This is a genomic window from Roseibium sp. M-1, from assembly GCF_054515675.1.
This window is the reverse complement of sequence record NZ_CM137257.1, coordinates 2,258,930-2,275,816: the sequence shown is the minus strand read 5'-3', so window position 1 is coordinate 2,275,816 and position 16,887 is coordinate 2,258,930. Positions and strand designations below refer to the sequence as shown.

15 protein-coding genes are annotated in these 16,887 nt (G+C 62.0%); 12 read left to right on the top strand and 3 right to left on the bottom strand.

The window, feature by feature from the left end:
• Positions 1 to 93 precede the first annotated feature (93 nt).
• From ACX3M4_RS10285 to phoB, 8 genes are all read left to right on the top strand, one after another.
• The gene (locus ACX3M4_RS10285; protein ID WP_459358485.1) at positions 94 to 1,449 is read left to right on the top strand and encodes an ATP-binding protein; all 1,356 of its coding nucleotides are present in this window, start codon (positions 94 to 96) and stop codon (positions 1,447 to 1,449) included.
• A 188-nt stretch (positions 1,450 to 1,637) separates the two neighbouring features.
• Complete coding sequence (locus ACX3M4_RS10280; RefSeq protein ID WP_459358484.1) at positions 1,638 to 2,636, top strand: substrate-binding domain-containing protein; 999 nt, start codon at positions 1,638 to 1,640, stop codon at positions 2,634 to 2,636.
• Between the two features lie 425 nt (positions 2,637 to 3,061).
• Positions 3,062 to 4,102 carry a substrate-binding domain-containing protein gene (locus tag ACX3M4_RS10275; protein ID WP_459358483.1) on the top strand — a complete coding sequence of 347 codons (1,041 nt, stop codon included), beginning with the start codon at positions 3,062 to 3,064 and terminating at the stop codon, positions 4,100 to 4,102.
• 64 nt (positions 4,103 to 4,166) lie between these two features.
• Entirely contained in the window at positions 4,167 to 5,636 is a 1,470-nt protein-coding gene (gene pstC, locus ACX3M4_RS10270; RefSeq protein ID WP_459358482.1) for a phosphate ABC transporter permease subunit PstC, read from the top strand.
• A complete protein-coding gene (gene pstA / locus ACX3M4_RS10265) occupies positions 5,636 to 6,988 on the top strand; it encodes a phosphate ABC transporter permease PstA (RefSeq protein ID WP_459358481.1) in 1,353 nt (450 codons plus the stop codon). The genes pstC and pstA overlap by 1 nt, the downstream gene beginning before the upstream one ends.
• Positions 6,989 to 7,008: 20 nt before the next feature.
• Positions 7,009 to 7,797 (top strand): phosphate ABC transporter ATP-binding protein PstB, encoded by a 789-nt coding sequence (pstB, locus tag ACX3M4_RS10260; RefSeq protein WP_459359409.1) that lies wholly within the window; start codon positions 7,009 to 7,011, stop codon positions 7,795 to 7,797.
• Positions 7,798 to 7,829: 32 nt separating this feature from the next.
• Positions 7,830 to 8,525 carry a phosphate signaling complex protein PhoU gene (phoU, locus tag ACX3M4_RS10255; RefSeq protein ID WP_459358480.1) on the top strand — a complete coding sequence of 232 codons (696 nt, stop codon included), beginning with the start codon at positions 7,830 to 7,832 and terminating at the stop codon, positions 8,523 to 8,525.
• A 74-nt stretch (positions 8,526 to 8,599) separates the two neighbouring features.
• Positions 8,600 to 9,298: a phosphate regulon transcriptional regulator PhoB gene (phoB, locus tag ACX3M4_RS10250; protein WP_459358479.1), complete on the top strand. Its 699-nt coding sequence runs from the start codon at positions 8,600 to 8,602 to the stop codon at positions 9,296 to 9,298.
• Between the two features lie 275 nt (positions 9,299 to 9,573).
• Here phoB and ACX3M4_RS10245 read toward each other — a convergent pair whose 3' ends face one another.
• Positions 9,574 to 10,107 (bottom strand): GcrA family cell cycle regulator, encoded by a 534-nt coding sequence (locus tag ACX3M4_RS10245; protein WP_459358478.1) that lies wholly within the window; start codon positions 10,105 to 10,107, stop codon positions 9,574 to 9,576.
• A gap of 440 nt (positions 10,108 to 10,547) precedes the next feature.
• Here ACX3M4_RS10245 and ACX3M4_RS10240 point away from each other — a divergent pair, with 440 nt between their 5' ends.
• From ACX3M4_RS10240 to ACX3M4_RS10230, 3 genes are read left to right on the top strand one after another with little or no spacing between them, the layout of a single operon-like run.
• A complete protein-coding gene (locus tag ACX3M4_RS10240; RefSeq protein WP_459358477.1) occupies positions 10,548 to 11,747 on the top strand; it encodes an acetylornithine transaminase in 1,200 nt (399 codons plus the stop codon).
• Positions 11,744 to 12,673, top strand: coding sequence for an ornithine carbamoyltransferase (gene argF / locus ACX3M4_RS10235; RefSeq protein WP_459358476.1), 930 nt, complete (start codon positions 11,744 to 11,746; stop codon positions 12,671 to 12,673). Before ACX3M4_RS10240 ends, argF begins: the two co-directional genes overlap by 4 nt.
• Before the next feature lie 10 nt (positions 12,674 to 12,683).
• Positions 12,684 to 13,670 carry an Hsp33 family molecular chaperone gene (locus ACX3M4_RS10230; protein WP_459358475.1) on the top strand — a complete coding sequence of 329 codons (987 nt, stop codon included), beginning with the start codon at positions 12,684 to 12,686 and terminating at the stop codon, positions 13,668 to 13,670.
• 187 nt (positions 13,671 to 13,857) lie between these two features.
• On the opposite strand, the gene ACX3M4_RS10225 is transcribed toward ACX3M4_RS10230, so the two are convergent.
• The gene (locus tag ACX3M4_RS10225; protein WP_459358474.1) at positions 13,858 to 14,505 is read right to left on the bottom strand and encodes an alpha/beta family hydrolase; all 648 of its coding nucleotides are present in this window, start codon (positions 14,503 to 14,505) and stop codon (positions 13,858 to 13,860) included.
• A gap of 115 nt (positions 14,506 to 14,620) precedes the next feature.
• On the opposite strand from ACX3M4_RS10225, the gene ACX3M4_RS10220 reads away from it, so the two are divergent.
• Positions 14,621 to 15,475 (top strand): sterol desaturase family protein, encoded by an 855-nt coding sequence (locus tag ACX3M4_RS10220; RefSeq protein WP_459358473.1) that lies wholly within the window; start codon positions 14,621 to 14,623, stop codon positions 15,473 to 15,475.
• A gap of 493 nt (positions 15,476 to 15,968) precedes the next feature.
• On the opposite strand, the gene ACX3M4_RS10215 is transcribed toward ACX3M4_RS10220, so the two are convergent.
• A complete protein-coding gene (locus tag ACX3M4_RS10215) occupies positions 15,969 to 16,880 on the bottom strand; it encodes a transporter substrate-binding domain-containing protein (protein ID WP_459358472.1) in 912 nt (303 codons plus the stop codon).
• Positions 16,881 to 16,887 lie beyond the last annotated feature (7 nt).

The following is a 16,887-nucleotide window of genomic DNA, read 5'->3' as shown; positions in this document are numbered from 1 at the left end:
TTCCCTATTCCGGCCTTGCACAATTCCTGAGACGTCGAAATAGTGTCACCGAACCGGGGCCCTAACCGCTGGCGCGAACTCTTTTTACTGCCCATGACCCAACCGCCTTCGCCACTTGACGAGCCCGCTGACACCCAGCCGGCTGCCTCGCCACTGACCAGACTAGGCGAAGCGAGGTGGATTCTCTTAACTGCGTTTGCCGTCATCGCGGCGGGGGTCGTGCTGCATGCGGTGCCGCTTGGGGCAGCTGTTGCGGCGATGGCAACGCTTTGTGCCGTCGCCGGCTTCATACCGCGCCGCTCGGCGAGCCGCCGCGTCAAATTGAATGTGCAGCGGGAAATCCGCCGCATGTGGCCGGGCACAGGCATGAAGGTGACGGTTGATGCGTTGCCGACGCCCTGTTTCGTTGCGGATGGCCGAGGTATCACCCGCTACGTCAACAAGCAGGCGCTGGCGACTTATGCGGGGGTAAAGCCGGGCGATCCTCTGTCCTTCTCGCTCCGCACGCCTTCATTGCTGGAGGCCTTCGACCGGGTCTGCGCGACCGGCCAGACCGAGCGCATCAGCTGGATCGAGAAGGTGCCGACGGAAACCTGGTATGAGGCCCATATCGCGCCGATCTACATGCCCGGCAGCGGCGTCCAGGACCGTATCCCAACCCTGCCGGATTTCATTCTCGTCGTCATTCAGGACCAGACCGAGAACCGCCGGCTGGAACGGATGCGCACCGACTTCGTCACCAATGCCAGCCACGAATTGCGCACGCCTCTTGCCTCGCTGACCGGGTTCATCGAAACCCTGCAGGGGCCCGCCCGCAACGATCCGCAGGCGCAGGACCGCTTCCTCTCGATCATGCTCGACCAGGCAGGCCGCATGCGGCGGCTGATCGACGACATCCTGTCCCTGTCACGCATCGAGCTGAAGGCTCATGTCCGCCCGGCCAGCGTGGTCGACCTGGCGGAAATCGTCCGCCATACCGCCGACGCCTTGTCGCCGCTGGCGAAGGATCTTGGCGTCGAGATCAGGTTGCAGCTGCCGGACGCGCCGGTCCGCATCAACGGCGACCGGGACGAACTCATCCAGGTCACGGAAAATCTGGTCGAGAACGCACTCAAATACGGCCATCAGGGCAAGGTCGTCGATGTCGACCTCAGTGCGCAGCCGATGCCGCCGGGGGCGCCCTCCTGGCTGTTGTCTGTACGCGATTACGGCGAGGGCATTCCGCCGGAACATTTGCCGCGGCTTACGGAGCGGTTTTACCGGGTCGATGTCGATTCCAGCCGGGCGATGAAGGGCACGGGCCTGGGACTGGCCATCGTCAAGCACATCCTGACGCGGCACCGTGGCCGGCTGGAAGTGGAGAGCGAGCCGGGCAAGGGCGCGATCTTCAAGGTCAAACTCCCGGCGCTCGAAAATGCCGGGGGCCTTCCGGAAAAAATGTCGGCGTGACCTCCCCCGAATTGACTGTCGTAATCCTGAGACCGGAGGCTGCTAGAGCATCTTAAGATCGATCAGCTTTTGGACGCTCAACCGGTTCCGGTCGGGCGTCCGCTGATCTAGCAGTTTCGGGGCAGGGCAAAAGCCAGCGGAATTTGACGCTGTCGCCGCCCTTGCGATTGCAGATTAGGAGATTTGACGTGCCGAGAGTTTTGACCGCCTGGGCGACCCTTTGCAGCACCCTTTGTCTTTTAGCCGGTTCGGCCGAGGCTCGCGACCGGCTTCTCATCGTCGGGTCGTCGACCGTCTATCCCTTCGCAACCGCTGTTGCGGAAACCGTCGGCAAAACCGGCATGAAATATCCGATCGTCGAATCCACCGGCTCCGGTACCGGCTTCGGTCTCTTCTGCCAGGGAACGGGTGAAAACACGCCCGACATCACCAATGCGTCGCGGCGGATGAAGCCGTCCGAATACGAAACCTGCCGCGCCAATGGCGTGACGCCGGTCGAAGTTGAAATCGGTTATGACGGCATCGTTCTGGCGAATTCCCGAAAGGGCCCGAAATTTTCGCTCACCGTGGATCAGATCTTCGAGGCACTTGCCGAGAAGTTGCCCCGGGACGGGGCGCTTGCCGGCAATCCCAATGTTGCCTGGTCGGACATCGACCCGAGCCTGCCGGCGGAAAAGATCGAGGTTCTGGGCCCTCCGCCGACGTCCGGCACACGTGACGCTTTTGAAGAGCTCGTGATGGAAGTTGGGTGCGAGGCGGTGGAAGGAACGCCCACGGACTTTTGCACCCGCATCAGGCGCGACGGCAGCTTCGTCGAAGCGGGAGAAAATGACGACCTGATCGTTGGTGCCCTGGAGGCCAATCCGGTCACGGTCGGCATTTTCGGCTATTCCTTCCTGATGAAAAACAGCGGCAGGATCCAGGGCGTCGGCGTCAACGGTGTCGAGCCGACCTTCGAGAAGATCGCGTCGGGCGAGTATCCCGTGTCCCGGCCGCTGTTCTTTTACATCAAGAAGGAACACATCGGCCTGATTCCGGGCATCGAGGAATATGTTTCCGCCTTTACCAGCGAGACCGCCTGGGGCGACGATGGCTATCTGACCGGCAAGGGTTTGATTCCGCTCGCACCGGATGTCCGCCGGCAGCAGGCTGAAGAAGCTCGGACCCTGACCGCGCTGCAGCTTTGACGGCACACTCGCTTCCGGCAGGCTTCGCTGATGCTGCCGATGGCCTGCACGACGATAAGGGGTAAAAACAAGCATCGGCAGCTTTCCCTAGGTCCGGCTTTTTTCCTGAGGGCGAGCCAGACGGGTGATTTGCCGTGTCGCCGCCGTGCCTGAGGTTCTAATCTGCGGTTGATTGCGAGCGGATTTTTTACCTCTCCCCAAGAGCCGCACAGGGTGCGTCTCGGGTCGGATTTTTGTGACTGCTTGCGACACAAAACTTTTAAACAGGGAGCTTTCTTGTTTAAATTCAGCTACTTAAATTGTCACAAAACTGCAAGAGAACTGTCATAGAACTCTCATCCGCGGGGCCTAGGTTCCCGGCATCGCTCGCGCATGTTCATGCCAGTGATCATCTAGAAACCTTGACATTCAAAGGGAGTGGTCAAGTGAAATTTACGACCCTCGTTAGCGCAACTGCCCTTGCCGTTGCTTCCACTGCATTCGTTGGCGCCGCTCAGGCTCGCGACCAGGTGCAGATTGCCGGTTCCTCCACCGTTCTTCCCTATGCTTCCATCGTTGCTGAAGCTTTTGGCGAAAACACCGACTTCCCGACCCCGGTCGTTGAATCCGGCGGCTCTTCCGCTGGCCTGAAAAAGTTCTGCACCGGCGTTGGCGAGAACACCATCGACATCGCAAACGCTTCCCGCGCGATCCGTGAAAAAGAAATCGCTGCATGCGCAGAAGCCGGCGTCAAGGACATCATCGAAGTCCGCATCGGTTATGACGGCATCGTTTTCGCTTCCCAGAAGACCGGCCCGGCTTTCGACGCCTTCACCCAGGTTCAGTGGTTCAACGCCCTGTCGCCGAAGGTCCTGAAGGACGGTCAGGTCGTCGACAATCCGTACACCAAGTGGTCCGAAGTCGACGCTTCCCTGCCGGACGTAGAAATCGCTGCCTTCATCCCGGGCACCAAGCACGGCACCCGTGAAGTCTTCGAGGAGAAGGTCCTGGCGGTCGGTTGTGAAGAATCCGGCGCTCTGAAGGCCATGATCGACGGCGGCATGTCCGAAGACGACGCCGAAGACGCTTGCATCGCGGTCCGCACCGACGGCAAGTCTGTCGACATCGACGGCGACTACACCGAGACTCTGGCCCGCATCGACTCCAACCCGAACGGCGTTGGCGTTTTCGGCCTGGCGTTCTACGAGAACAACACCGACAAGCTGAAGGTCGGCACCATGGCCGGTATCGCACCGTCCACCGAGACCATCGCTTCCGGCGAATACCCGGTTTCCCGCCCGCTGTTCTTCTACATCAAGAAGGCACATATCGGCGTGATCCCGGGCCTGAAGGAATTCGCACAGTTCTTCGTTTCTGACGAAATCGCCGGCCCGGACGGCCCGCTGGCTCAGTACGGCCTGGTTTCCGACCCGGAACTGGCTGCGACCCAGGCTTCGATCGAAGCTGAAGAAGTGATGGGCAACTAAGCACATCTTTCAAAAAGGGCGGCCTCGGCCGCCCTTTCTTGTCTTTTGCCGGTTGGGGCGACCTATGTCACTTTCTTATATTTTATTAGCGCTGCTGGTGCTGGCTGTCGCCGGTTACATAGTCGGTCGCGGAAAAGCACTCAGCTCTGCCGGAGGCGATTCCCGCGAGCTCCATTCCCTGCCAGGCTATTATGGGTGGAACGTCGTCGTTTCCACTCTTGTGCCGTCCCTGCTGCTGCTGGTGGTGTGGCTCTTCGTGCAGCCCATCGTCCTGAACAGCCAGGTGTCCTCGAAGATTTCCGAAGAGACCATCGCCGCAAGCTCGCTCGACCTTGTCATGAGCGATGTCGTGCGCGTCGCGGAAGGTCTCGACGAAGCGGTTTCGCAAGGTGCCATGTCCTCCGAAACGGCAGCCTCGATCCGCACCGAACTGACGGATGTGCGCAGCCGCCTCGGCCAGATCGGCGTTGCCCTCGGCTCTGACGTCACCTCCGAAACGCTGCGAGCCGCCCAGACCTACCGGAGCATTTCCGCAACCGGTCTGCTTTTGCGCACCATTGCGGTGCTGGCAGTTGCCGTCGCAGGTTTCCTCTTCGGCGTTCTGCGGACCAACAAGGATTTCCGGGCCCGCAACGTGGTCGAAACGGTGGTTCGCTACCTCCTCATTGCGGCAGCTTCCATCGCGATCCTGACGACGGTCGGCATTGTCCTGTCACTTATCTTCAACACGGTCGAATTCTTCCGTCTCTATCCGGCGACGGACTTCTTCTTCGGCCTTGTCTGGGCGCCGAGCTTCGGCGGCGGATCGGAACTCGGCATTGTTCCGCTGATCTGGGCGACACTTTACATCTCCCTGATCGCACTGGTCGTCGCTGTGCCGATCGGCCTGTTTGCCGCGATATTCCTTTCCGAATACGCCACGCCTCACGTGCGTGCCATCGCCAAGCCACTCCTAGAAATCCTGGCTGGCATCCCGACCATCGTCTACGGCCTCTTCGCCCTGCTGACGGTCGGACCGCTGCTGATCAATTTCTTCGGTTCCGGCGGTGCGCTCGGACTGAACTGGATGTCGGGCGCTTCCTCGGTCTTCACCGCAGGCGTCGTCATGGGCATCATGCTGATCCCGTTTGTCAGCTCGCTTTCCGACGACATCATCAACGCCGTGCCGCAGGCCATGCGCGACGGCTCCCTGGGCCTTGGCGCCACCCATTCCGAAACAGTGAAGCAGGTCATCCTGCCGGCCGCCCTCCCGGGCATCGTCGGGGCCATCCTGCTGGCCGCTTCCCGCGCCATCGGCGAGACCATGATTGTGGTGCTCGGTGCCGGTGCTGCCGCGCGGCTCAGCCTCAACCCGCTGGAAGCCATGACCACGGTGACCGCCAAGATCGTCAGCCAGCTCACCGGTGACGCGGATTTTGCGTCGCCGGAAGCCCTGGTCGCCTTCGCACTCGGCATGACCCTCTTCGTCGTCACCCTCGGCCTCAACATCGTCGCGCTCTACATCGTGCGCAAATATCGGGAGCAGTACGACTGATGACCGACGCAACTCTCATGCCTGCCGGGGAAAATTCCTCCGCTCCGGCTCCCCGCCAGATCAAGTCCATCCTTGAACTCGACCCGTTGACGAAAAAGCGCAACGCCGCCGAGGCCCGGTTCCGGATCTATGGCATCGTTGCCATCGGCATCGGCCTGTTCTTCCTCGTGGCGCTGCTGTGGGCGATCCTGTCCAACGGCCTTGGGGCCTTCAGCCAGACCTTCCTGACGGTGGACATTCCGCTGGTGCAGTCCCAGATTGACGACGCTGAAAAGTCCGTGGTGAAGACCTCGAAATACCGGGCGATCATCGACGACGCCTTCGCCAAGGAACTGGCCAATGCCAACATCGCAACCGACATGTCCGCCAAGGATCTGCAGAAGCTGTTCTCTTCCGGGGCCGCAGCGACCGTGCGCGATTACGCACTTGCCAATCCGGACAAGGTCGGCAGCACGGTTTCCTTCGATCTGATCGCCTCTTCCCGTGTGGACGGCTATCTGAAGGGGCGCGTCAAGCGCGAGGACCTGGCCGAAGACAAGAACCTCGATGCGGCGCATCTGGATCTCGCCGATCAGATGGCCAGTGCCGGCATCCTGGAAAAGCGCTTCAACTGGTCCTTCATTACCGGCACGGACGCCTCCGACAGCCGTCCTGAACAGGCCGGTATCGGCGCCTCGATGATCGGGTCGCTGTTCATGATGCTGGTGGTGCTGTTCCTGTCGCTGCCGATCGGTGTCGCCGCCTCGATCTATCTGGAAGAGTTCGCACCGCAGAACAGGTTCACCGACCTGATCGAAGTGAACATTTCGAACCTGGCGGCCGTTCCGTCCATCGTGTTCGGTATTCTGGGTCTCGCCGTCTTCATCCAGTTCATGCATCTGCCGCAATCGGCCCCGCTTGTCGGCGGCCTGGTGCTGACGCTGATGACCCTGCCGACGATCATCATCTCGACCCGCGCGTCGCTGAAGGCGGTCCCGCCGAGCATTCGTGACGCGGCTCTCGGCATCGGGGCTTCCAAGATGCAGTCGATCTTCCACCACGTGCTGCCGCTGGCCATGCCCGGCATCCTGACCGGGACGATCATCGGCCTTGCCCAGGCGCTCGGCGAAACCGCGCCGCTGCTGCTCATCGGCATGGTTGGCTTCATCGCCTCCAACTTTCCGGACGGGGTTGCCGCAGGCTTCTTTTCTCCGAACTCGGCAATGCCGGCACAGATCTACGAATGGGCCAAGCGCGCCGACCCTGCTTTCTACGAACGCGCCTGGGGCGGGATCATCGTGCTGCTGGTCTTCCTCATGACCATGAATATTATCGCAATCATCCTGCGCCGCAGGTTTGAGCGCCGCTGGTAAGGACTGATCCGATGAACAATATGCCGAATTTCGAACAGGCGAAGACGATGACCGACAGCAAGATTTCCGCCACCAAGGTTCAGGTCTATTACGGCGACACGCACGCCATCAAGGACGTGGACATCGAAATCAAGCCGCGCTCGGTGACCGCCTTCATCGGTCCGTCCGGCTGTGGCAAGTCGACCTTCCTGCGCACCATCAACCGCATGAACGACACAATCGACATCTGCCGTGTCGAAGGCTCGATCAAGATCGACGGCGAGGATATCTACGATCCGAAGGTCGATCCGGTGCAACTTCGTGCCAAGGTGGGCATGGTGTTCCAGAAGCCGAACCCGTTCCCGAAGTCGATCTACGACAACGTCGCCTATGGCCCGCGCATACACGGCCTTGCCCGCAACAAGACCGAGCTCGACGAGATCGTTGCGTCCAGCCTGCAGAAGGCCGGCCTCTGGGAAGAAGTGAAGAACCGTCTCGACGAGCCGGGCACCGGCATGTCCGGCGGCCAGCAACAGCGCCTGTGCATCGCCCGTGCGATTGCTGTCAGCCCGGAAGTGATCCTCATGGACGAGCCCTGTTCGGCCCTCGATCCGATCGCCACCGCCAAGGTTGAGGAACTGATCGACGAGTTGCGCGAGAATTTCACAATCGTGATCGTCACCCACTCCATGCAGCAGGCAGCCCGCGTGTCGCAGCGTACCGCCTTCTTTCACCTCGGCATTCTGGTTGAGGAAGGTCCGACGGAGGACATCTTTACCAATCCGAAGGACAAGCGTACGCAGGACTACATTACCGGCCGCTTCGGCTAGGCATTTTTAAAGAATTCTGAAGGGGACACTGGATGTCTGAACACATCGTCTCGTCCTATGACGAGGAACTGAGGGAAATGGCCGGCAAGGTTGCCGAAATGGGCGGCCTGGCCGAGCAAGCTTTCGCAGATGCCGTGTCGGCTCTGGTGTCGCAGGACACCGAGCTTGCCAGGGCGACGATCAAGAGCGACCGGCGCCTGGACGATCTCTATCATGAGGTCGAAGTCAAGCTGATCGAGCTGATCGCCCGCCGCCAGCCGATGGGCCAGGATCTGCGTGAAATCACCGCTGCGACGCGCATTGCCAACGACCTGGAACGGGTCGGTGACCTTGCCAAGAACGTTGCCAAACGCGTCATTGCCATCGACAGCGACCTGCAGTCGAAGAAGCTCGCCATCGGTGTGGAGCATATGACCGAGCTTGCCCTGTCGCAGCTGAAACAGGTTCTGGACGCCTATGCGCGCAAGGATGCGGAGGCTGCCCGCCGCGTGCAGGAAGCTGACGCCGAAGTTGATGCGATCTACACGTCCATCTTCCGCGAACTGCTCACCTACATGATGGAAGATCCGCGGGTGATCACCCAGTGCGTTCATCTGCTGTTTTGCGCCAAGAACATCGAGCGCATCGGCGATCATGCGACCAACATCGCGGAGAACGTCTATTACATGGTCACCGGCGAGCGTCTGCCGGAAGACCGGGCCAAGGTCGACGAGACCGGCGCCGTCTAACCGCCAGCCTTGCAGAAGCGGAAATCGATACGGCCGGCGCCGGAGCGCCGGCTGCGGAAATTGGAGCGAGATGTATGCCGAAGGTGCTCATCGTTGAAGACGAAGAACCGCTCAGCCTTCTTTTGAGATACAATTTGGAAGCAGAAGGATACTCGGTCGAGGCTTGTGCCCGGGGAGACGAGGCGGAGATCCGCCTGCGCGAAAGCGTGCCGGACCTGCTGCTGCTTGACTGGATGCTGCCGGGCCTCTCCGGCATCGAACTGTGCCGCCGCCTGAGGGCGCGGGAAGGTACCGAGCGCCTGCCGGTCATCATGCTGACCGCACGCGGCGAAGAAGCCGAGCGCATCCGCGGCCTGTCGACAGGTGCCGACGACTATGTCGTCAAGCCTTTCTCTGTCCCCGAACTGATGGCCCGCGTGCGTGCCATCCTGCGCCGGGCAAGCCCCGAAGTGGTGTCGACCATGCTGCGGTCCGGCGATATCGAACTCGACCGGGAAACGCACCGCGTCCGCCGCAGCACCAAGGAAATCCACCTGGGCCCGACCGAGTTCCGGCTGCTGGAATTCCTGATGACTTCGCCAGGCCGTGTATTCTCGCGCGAGCAGCTTCTGGACGGTGTCTGGGGGCACGATGTCTATGTGGACGAACGCACGGTCGACGTTCATGTCGGCCGCCTGCGCAAGGCGCTGAACAAGGGCAAGGCCAAGGACCCGATCCGCACCGTTCGCGGTGCCGGCTACGCCTTCAACGACCAGTTCACCGCGACCGTCTAAACCCCCGTTGAGCTTCAAAATGATTGAGCCCGCCGGAAAGGCGGGCTTTTTTGTACCTACCTCTCGTTGGTCATCCCGGACGCAGCGAAGCGAAGATCCGGGACCGGTGTGCCCAAGGAGGTATTTGGAAAATCGGCTTGACGGCTAAGGTTTTTGGCTCCCCGGTCCCGGCTCGCGCTTCGCTTGGCCGGGATGACGCGGAAAGGGTTACGCAATCCTAAAAAAAAGCCCGCCGATTTGGCGGGCTTTTCATGAGCTGGACTGTCAGACGGCACTCAGCCGGCCTGGGCCATCGTCTTGCGGTCGCGGCGGCGGTCGGCGACGGGCTGGTAGGCGATTTTGCAGTGATGAGCGCAATAGGGCACGCCCGCATCGGACTGGCGGCCGCAGAAATAGAAGTCGTCGGTTGCCGGATCGCCGATCGGCCATTTGCAGGTCCGCTCGGTCAGGGTCAGGATCGTGGCCCGTTGCGAGATCGGCACCAGCTCCGCGATCGGCTCGACACGCGGTTTGGCTTCGACGGCAGGCGCCGGAGCGAAGTCGGCCTTGAGGGCCGTCGCGCCGATGGACTGCGGCTGGGAGGACGGTTTCTTCGGTGCAGCGCTCGGCGCACCGGTCGCCGGGCGAGCCCGGCGCGGCTTGGCGCTGGTTGTGGAGGATTTGGCGCGGCCGGACAGACCCAGCCGGTGCACCTTGCCGATCACGGCGTTGCGGGTCACTCCACCCAGCTCGCCTGCAATCTGGCTGGCGCTCAAGCCTTCGCCCCAAAGCTTTTTCAGAAGCTCAACCCGTTCGTTCGTCCAACTCATCGCCGCACCCTTTAGTTCGGCCGCTCCGCAGCCATTAACCCCGTGTTAAGCATGCATCGGCACGCCTAATGCTGGCAGATCTAGTGCCTCTAAGTGATTTGCCTCACGAGATCTCGTGTCTCATGTCCCAGAGGTTACAATAACGTTAATTTGTCAGGCAACCGCCCGGCTCAAACCAGTTGGGGATGAACCGACTTTTCCCCAAATAAGGCGAGGTCCTTGAGAATTTTACGAAATCCGCCTTGAGCTGGGCCGGAAATATCTTGTGCGCCATTTCCATTGACAGTGCCGGGTACCGGCAGTGTATAAGAAACCGCTGCGTGCCGCCTCATCGGGGCGGCACGTTGCGTTTTGGCCCTTTGGCATCTTTTGAAGAGGACGGTCCGGTGTCGGCGTGACGCAGGGTCCGTAAGGGCAAGTTCAAGGAGACACACGAGGTTATGTCCGCGACGGCACTATTCGGAAATTACGCAAGATCGAACCTGTCTTTCGATCACGGGGAAGGCGTCTGGCTGGTGACCACCGACGGCCGACGATTCCTCGATTGCGGTTCCGGCATCGCGGTCAACTCCCTCGGCCATGCCCATCCGCATCTGGTCAAGGCGTTGCAGGACCAGGCAGCCAAGCTCTGGCACACGTCCAACCTTCACCAGATGCCGGAAGGCGAGCGGCTGGCGCAGCGCCTGTGCGAGGCAACCTTCGCCGACAAGGTGCTGTTCGTGAATTCCGGCGCTGAAGCCATGGAAGCAGCGATCAAGTGCGCGCGCCGCTATCACTATGACCAGGGCAACCCGGAACGGTTCCATATCGTCACGTTTGAAGGCGCGTTTCACGGCCGCACCATCGCGACCATCGCGGCCGGCGGCCAGGCGAAATACCTGGAGGGCTTCGGGCCGAAGGCTCCGGGCTTCGACCAGATCCCGGCAGGCGATCTCGATGCCCTGAAGGCGGTCATCGGCCCGCAGACCGCGGCCATTGCCATCGAGCCCATTCAGGGCGAGGGCGGTATCCGCGAGATCCCGGCCGAGTTCCTGCGTGCCGTCCGCAAGATCTGCGACGACAACGGCATTCTGCTGATCTTCGACGAGATCCAGACGGGTGTCGGCCGCACCGGCAAGCTCTTCGCCCATCAGTGGATTGGCGTCGAGCCGGACCTGATGGCGATTGCCAAGGGCATCGGCGGCGGCTTCCCGATGGGCGCCTGCCTTGCGACTGCTGAAACCGCGGCGGCCCTGTCGCCCGGGACCCACGGCACCACTTTCGGCGGCAATCCGCTGGCGATGGCCGTCGGCAACGCGGTCCTGGATGTGGTCCTGGCGGACGGCTTCCTGGACGGTGTCAAACAGAAGGGTCTCAGCTTCAAGCAGAAGCTGGCAGGTCTCGTCGACAGCCATCCGGACGTGCTGGCCGAAGTGCGCGGCAACGGCCTGATGCTCGGCCTCAAATGCGTCGTGCCGGTCGGGGACTATGTGGCGGCGGCCCGCGAGGTCGGCCTGCTGGCGGTTCCCGCCGGCGACAATGTGGTGCGCATCATGCCGCCGCTGACCATGAGCGAAGAGGAAATCGCGCTGGCAGTGGAGCGCCTGGAACAGGCCGCCCTGGCGGTGGAAGCGAAAATACTGGAAGGAGCGACCGGATGACAGCAAACGGAAGCTACCGCAACTTTCTCGACCTGACCGACTTCGAGGGCGACGAACTGCGCGCCATTCTCGAGACCGGCCACAAGATCAAGGCCAGCCGCGACGGTGTCCGTCGCGGCGAAGGCCCGCTCGCCGGCAAGGTGCTGGCAATGATCTTCGAACAGCCCTCGACCCGCACCCGCATCTCCTTCGATGTCGGCATGCGCGAACTTGGCGGTGAGACCCTAATGCTGACGGGCGCGGAAATGCAGCTCGGCCGCGGCGAGACCATTGCCGATACGGCCCGGGTGCTGTCCCGCTTCGTCGATGCCATCATGATCCGCATCCTCGATCACAACGAGCTGCGCGAGCTTGCCGAGAACGCCACCGTGCCGGTGATCAACGGCCTTACCAAGATCTCGCATCCGTGCCAGATCATGGCCGACCTGATGACCTTCGAGGAGCATCGCGGTTCCATCAAGGGCAAGAGCGTTGCCTGGACCGGGGACAGCAACAACGTGCTGGCCTCCTGGGTGCATGCCGCGCCGCGTCTCGATTTCGAGCTGCGCATCGCAACGCCTGGTGAACTCGCGCCGCCAAAGGATCTGATCGAGGCGGCCCGCGCCAAGGGCGGGTCCATCATCGTGACGACCGACCCCTATGAAGCCGTCAAGGGAACCGACTGTGTCGTAACCGACTGCTGGGTGTCCATGGGAGATGACGACGAGGAAAACCGTCACAATCTCCTCAGTGCCTATCAGGTCAACAAGCGGCTGATGTCGGAAGCCAATTCCGATGCGCTCTTCATGCACTGCCTGCCGGCCCACCGCGGTGAGGAAGTCACCTCGGACGTCATGGACGGTCCCAACTCCGTCGTCTTCGACGAAGCCGAGAACCGGCTCCATGCCCAAAAGGGCATCCTGGCCTGGTGCTTCGGCGCAGCATAAGGCGAATTACGTGGCCTTCAATCTTGAGGAACTGGGCATCATGCCTGCGGGGCTGGACGCTGTCCGGCCCTTTGCCGTCGAGGGTCTGGACGTGCGCGGCCGCGCGGTGGCGCTCGGTCCCGTGCTGGAAACCATTCTGGATCGGCACGATTATCCCGAACCCGTCTCGCGCCTTCTGGCCGAGGCCATCGTCCTGACCAGCCTGCTCGGCACGTCGCTGAAATTCGACGGCCGCTTTACCCTGCAGACACAGACGGACGGTCCCGTCTCCATGCTCGTCGTCGACTTCGCCACCCCGGATGCCATCCGCGCCTGCGCGACCTTCGACCGGGAGCACGTCGAGGAGCTGATGGCGGGCGGCAAGGCCTCACAGGAAGCTTTGCTCGGCCATGGCCATCTGGCGATGACCATCGACCAGGGCCGCCACATGCAGCGCTACCAGGGTCTGGTGGAACTGGACGGCGTATCGCTGGAGGACGTCGCGCGGCGTTACTTCGAGCGCTCCGAACAGATCCCGACCGAGGTTCGCCTCGGCGTCGGCGAACTCTTCACCCGCCGGGAAGGCGAAGGGGCCGTCAGGTCGTGGACCGCGGGCGGCGTTCTGATCCAGTTCCTGCCGGAAGCGCCGGAGCGCATGAAGCAGGCCGATATCGATCCGGGCGACGCGCCGGAAGGCACCAATCCGCATGAGATCGAGGAGGACGATGCCTGGGTCGAGGCCAAGGCGCTGGTCGACACGGTCAAGGATGTGGAGCTGACGGACCCGGAAGTCAGCGTCGAGATGCTGCTCTTCCGCCTCTTTCACGAGCGCGGCGTGCGCCTCTACGAGCCGCAGCCGCTTGCCGACAAGTGCAGCTGCTCGCGCGACAAGATCGAAAACGTCCTGGCCGGCTTCAGCGACGAGGACGTCGACCACATGACCGTCGATGGCAAGATCATCGTCACCTGCGAATTCTGCAGCGCCCGCTACGAATTCGACGGCAAGCCGGGTAAGTAATTCAACGAGAATCCCGGGCGGACAGACGCCCGGATTTGTTCAATCTATCTTTAAAAATAATCTCATCCTGAGGAAGCGCCCCGGCGCTGTCTCGAAGGATGGGCCGCTTGCTCCGGAGCGTGCCGCCCATCCTTCGAGACGGACCTGACGGTCCTCCTCAGGATGAGGTCGAGACGTAGTTTCGCGCCTATTTTGCCAACCCGCTTACAAACTCCCGCACCGCCTTCGCAGCTGCCGCAATATTCCCGTCCAGCGTAGCCGGCGATTTGCCGCGCGGACCGAAGTCGTGGTTGCCGTCTTCCAGATAGGTGAGGGTGACCTGCGCGGGCAGGGTGATGCCGTCGAGTTCCGCCTGCGAACCGAACGGGTCCCGGTCGCCCTGCAGGATCAATACCGGCCGCTTCGCACCTTCAAGCGGCGCGAGGCGCCACTCGGCGTCCGCCTTGCCAGTCGGGTGGAACGGATAGCCGAAACAGGCAACGCCCTTGACGCGGCCGGGCAGGGAACCGCCTCCCGCCAGCATCGCCGCGACACGGCCGCCCATCGACTTGCCGCCGATCAGGAGCGGGCCGTCGCTTTCCTTCATTACCGCCTGCAGCGCCGTCTGATATTCGCCGATCAGCTTGTCGGCCTTGGGCGGAGGCTTTTTTGGGCCGCCTGTGCGCCGCCCCGCCACATAGGCAAATTCAAAGCGGGCGGCCGCGATACCCTCAGTGGCAAGGGCGGCCGCCAGCTTGTTCATGAAGGCGGAATCCATCGCCGCCCCCGCGCCGTGCGCAAGCAGCAGTGTCGCGGCGGGAGCTGTTTCGGGGCGGGTCCAGATTAGGTCGGTCATGGAGATATGATCTGTCGCAGAGGCAGGAGGAGTGTAGAAGGATAAGCTGTGACTGCCCTATAGGTCCGCCTCGCCCTTGGCAAGCGGCAACAGATTGGATTGTGACGAAGCCCCCATGTTGGACCAGATCGACATCAACCAGCTCCGCATGGCCTGCTTTGCCGGCATCTTTCTGGTCATGGCCCTACTGGAAGCCGGCCTGCCGCGAAGAAGGCTCAAAAGCAGCCGGCTGAAACGCTGGCCTACCAACTGGGGCTTCATCCTGCTCGATGCGCTGCTGGTGCGGCTGGTCTTCCCGATCGGCGGCGTCGGCCTGGCCCTTCTGGCAGCGGAGAAAGGCTGGGGGCTTTTCGGCCTTCTGGGCTGGTCGCAAGGCTGGGGAGCGGCTCTGGCGGGGCTTCTGGCTTTCCTGATCCTCGATCTCGCCGTCTGGTTCCAGCATCTCGCCTCGCACAAGGTGCCGCTCTTCTGGCGCATTCACCGGGTGCACCATGCCGACAGCGAGGTCGATGCGACGACGGCCCTGCGTTTCCATCCGGCCGAGATCCTCGCCTCGTTCATCTGGAAGGGGCTTGTGATCGTTGCCCTCGGCGGCCCCGTCGAGGCGGTGCTGATCTTCGAAATCGTGCTCAACGGTTCGGCTGTCTTCGGCCACGCCAATGTCCGGCTTCCCGAGAGGCTCGACCGGGTGCTGCGCGTCATCATCGTCACGCCGGATATGCACCGCATCCACCATTCGGTCATTCGCCGGGAAACGGACAGCAATTACGGCTTCTACCTTTCCATCTGGGACCGGCTGTTCGGCACCTATACCCAGGATCCCGAGCAGGGCCACGAGACCATGGAAATCGGCCTCGGCCCCTCCCTCACCCCGCGCGCGCACTCTCTGCCCTTCAGCCTGTGGATCCCGTTTTTGCAGACAACGGAGCAGAAGCGGGAGGACAGCACCCCCAACCCATCGGCGGAGTGAACCGGTTTTACAGCTCCTATTCTATTTCTGAAGCCGCCCAGCTTGCGTCGCCCTTCCTCCCTCTAGTGGCAGGGCAATCGCATTTGGAACAGTCATATAGAAACACTGGTGTCACCCCGGGCGAGCATCGCGAGACCCGGGGCCCACTCGTTTCCAGAGAGCTGAATGGTGGCAACTTCTTCACGAAACCTTGCGTGCTTCGGCAAGTGGCTCTGCGAGTAGGCCCCGGATCTGCGCTTCGCTTGTCCGGGGGGGCGCCAGTATTTTCTGAATGACTATTTCCAAATGCGATCGCCCTCACCATTGTCGGAAGGGTACAAGGGTGGGGGTATTTCTGTCTGGCCAGCGAAACCGGCCTCGGTGGCGTTTTACAGCTTCGCTGTTCACCCCCATCCCCAACCGTTCCCCACAAGGGGGAAGGGGACCAGGCCGGCGAGCGCGGCGCTTTAAAAAACGATTGTGTGCTCGAACTGAAAAATCGTGAAGCGCACGCTCAGAAGAAACTCAGCGGGAAATAGCGCAGATAAAGTTCGCGGTAGATGCCCTTCTGGTGCAGCTGGCGCAGGGCGTAGGTGAGGGCCTCGGCGCGTTCCGGATCTTCCGAGCGGGTGGCGATCGCCATGCCTTCGTCGAAATAACCCGGCTCCAGCCAGGGGCCGCCGGCAAAGGCGCAACAACTGGCTGAGTCCTCGCTGCGCAGCCAGAAGGAAAGGTTCAGGCCGTCGCCGAAAAGGGCGTCGACGGCACCGGATTTGACCGCCTCGCGGGCCTCCATCGCAGTGCCGTAGCCGACGATATTTGCCCGCGGCCAGAAGCGCTTGCCAAAGGCCTCGTAGCGCGACCCGGCCTCGACGGCGATGGTTTTGCCTGCCAATGCCTGCTCGTCGAAGGAGGCGGCATTCTCTGCCTTCACGACAAAGCGCGCGGGCAGCTTGAGATAGTCCTCGGTGAAATTGAGCCAGCGGGCGGCCGGCAGGCTGCGGGAAATGCCGGCGATGATCGCATCGCCCTCGTCCTCGTCGAGCGCGGGCACAAGCACGTCGAAATCCTTGATGCGCAGCGCGCACGAACTGCCGAGTTCCTGGCAGAGCGCGCGGGCGAGATCGACATTGAACCCGGTCAGGCGTCCCTTGGAATCCCGGAAAACGAAAGGCGGATAAGCGTCGGTCGCGAGGAACTGGATCTTGTCCGGCACATCGTTCGGCCGGTCGTGCACCGCCTTCGGATCCCAGAAATTGGGAACGCGCACCTCCGGCTCCTGGGCTGTTGCGGCAACCGCAAAGAGTGAAAGCAGCACGCAGCCGGGCAGGACGATCCGGCCGATGGTGCGGGATAACCTGGATAGTAGCAGTCCTGTCTGCACGCCGAAGCCCTGATGCGGTTCAAGGGAAGGTCCCGGCGGCATACCCGCC

What these genes read in the sequence shown, in the direction of transcription:
- argF (WP_459358476.1), top strand. Translation starts at nt 11,744, where the DNA reads ATGACAGCAAACGGAAGCTACCGCAACTTTCTCGACCTGACCGACTTC.
- ACX3M4_RS10285 (WP_459358485.1), top strand. Translation starts at nt 94, where the DNA reads ATGACCCAACCGCCTTCGCCACTTGACGAGCCCGCTGACACCCAGCCG.
- ACX3M4_RS10215 (WP_459358472.1), bottom strand. Translation starts at nt 16,880, where the DNA reads ATGCCGCCGGGACCTTCCCTTGAACCGCATCAGGGCTTCGGCGTGCAG.
- ACX3M4_RS10220 (WP_459358473.1), top strand. Translation starts at nt 14,621, where the DNA reads ATGTTGGACCAGATCGACATCAACCAGCTCCGCATGGCCTGCTTTGCC.
- ACX3M4_RS10240 (WP_459358477.1), top strand. Translation starts at nt 10,548, where the DNA reads ATGTCCGCGACGGCACTATTCGGAAATTACGCAAGATCGAACCTGTCT.
- phoB (WP_459358479.1), top strand. Translation starts at nt 8,600, where the DNA reads ATGCCGAAGGTGCTCATCGTTGAAGACGAAGAACCGCTCAGCCTTCTT.
- pstC (WP_459358482.1), top strand. Translation starts at nt 4,167, where the DNA reads ATGTCACTTTCTTATATTTTATTAGCGCTGCTGGTGCTGGCTGTCGCC.
- ACX3M4_RS10225 (WP_459358474.1), bottom strand. Translation starts at nt 14,505, where the DNA reads ATGACCGACCTAATCTGGACCCGCCCCGAAACAGCTCCCGCCGCGACA.
- pstA (WP_459358481.1), top strand. Translation starts at nt 5,636, where the DNA reads ATGACCGACGCAACTCTCATGCCTGCCGGGGAAAATTCCTCCGCTCCG.
- pstB (WP_459359409.1), top strand. Translation starts at nt 7,009, where the DNA reads ATGCCGAATTTCGAACAGGCGAAGACGATGACCGACAGCAAGATTTCC.
- ACX3M4_RS10245 (WP_459358478.1), bottom strand. Translation starts at nt 10,107, where the DNA reads ATGAGTTGGACGAACGAACGGGTTGAGCTTCTGAAAAAGCTTTGGGGC.
- phoU (WP_459358480.1), top strand. Translation starts at nt 7,830, where the DNA reads ATGTCTGAACACATCGTCTCGTCCTATGACGAGGAACTGAGGGAAATG.